This is a genomic window from Streptomyces deserti, from assembly GCF_054782695.1.
Genome location: NZ_BAAGRZ010000110.1, coordinates 1 through 1,169, shown reverse-complemented (window position 1 = coordinate 1,169; position 1,169 = coordinate 1). Strand labels below are relative to the sequence as shown.

The 1,169-nt window shown below is 65.7% G+C and carries 1 protein-coding gene; it reads left to right on the top strand.

From position 1 onward, the window contains the following. Positions 1 to 39: 39 nt before the first annotated feature. Positions 40 to 1,169, top strand: a 1,130-nt coding sequence (locus tag ACYVMZ_RS39310; protein WP_461088109.1) for an IS4 family transposase, incomplete at its 3' end; no start/stop codon positions are given.

Here is a 1,169-nt window from a genome sequence, read left to right as displayed (position 1 = left end):
GCACGGTGACCGCCGGGGTGCTGGTTCGTTGACACGGACATGCATCCATGGATCGGGTTATCCGATGAAGTCCGGCTCGGGTTGCTCACCGAGTGGATCGTTCCTGAGCTGGTAGACGATGTGCTGACCGCGTGTGGTCGGCTGGATGCCGAGCCTCGTCCCCTGTCGAGCCGGTTCATGGTCTACTTCGTGCTTGCTCTGGCGCTGTTCCAGCGGGACTCCTACGACGATGTCGCGGAGAACCTGGTCGGGGCCCTGGGCGAGATGGACCAGTCGGTCCCGAACAAGTCGTCGTTCACCAGGGCCCGTCAGCAGCTTGGGGCCGCACCGTTGGAGGGAGTGTTCCGCCGTGTGGCGGGGGCGATCGCTCCGCCCACTCTCGAGGCCGCTTTCTGGCGCGGGATGAGAGTTGCCGCGGTCGACGGGTTCTTGCTGGACGTGCCGGAGAACGATACGACACGTGCCGCTTTTGGTGGGCAGGTGGACAGTGCCGGTCGGCCCATCGGGTTCCCGCAGGCCAGGGTGGTGACGCTGACCGAGACCGGTACGCACGCGACGATCGACGCGCGGATAGGCAGCTTCAAGGGCGGTGGTGGCGAGCCCGCGCTGGCGACAGAGATGGCCAGCAGTGCCGCCGGCATGCTGGTGATCATGGACCGGGCCTTCCCCGGTGTCGCACTGTGGAAGGCATATACGCAGGCCGGAGCACACTTACTGATCAGAGCCCGGACCTTCGTCGCCGCGAAGCCCATGGAGATCTTGCCTGACGGGACCTATCTGACCCGGATGAATCTCGCCGGGCAGCGGCGCTCCCATCCGGGCGGGGTGACAGTCAGGGTGATCGACTACCAGGTCGACGGGGGCGAGACAACTAGGCTGCTGACCGACTTGCTCGATCCCGAGTCCTGGCCCGCCGAGGAGCTGGCAGCCCTGTATCACGAGCGCTGGGAGGTCGAATCCGCCTACCGGCAGCTGAAGACCTTCCAGCGGGGAAAGACCGAGGTACTGCGGTCGGTGTCGCCGGAGCTGGTACGGCAGGAGATCTGGGCCCACCTGACTCTCCATCACTGTCTGAACCGGATCATCATGCGGCTGGCCGACGGCGAGGGCCTGGACCCCGACCGGATCTCGTTCGTCAAGGTCCTCAAGCACACACGACGCAGCGTCGT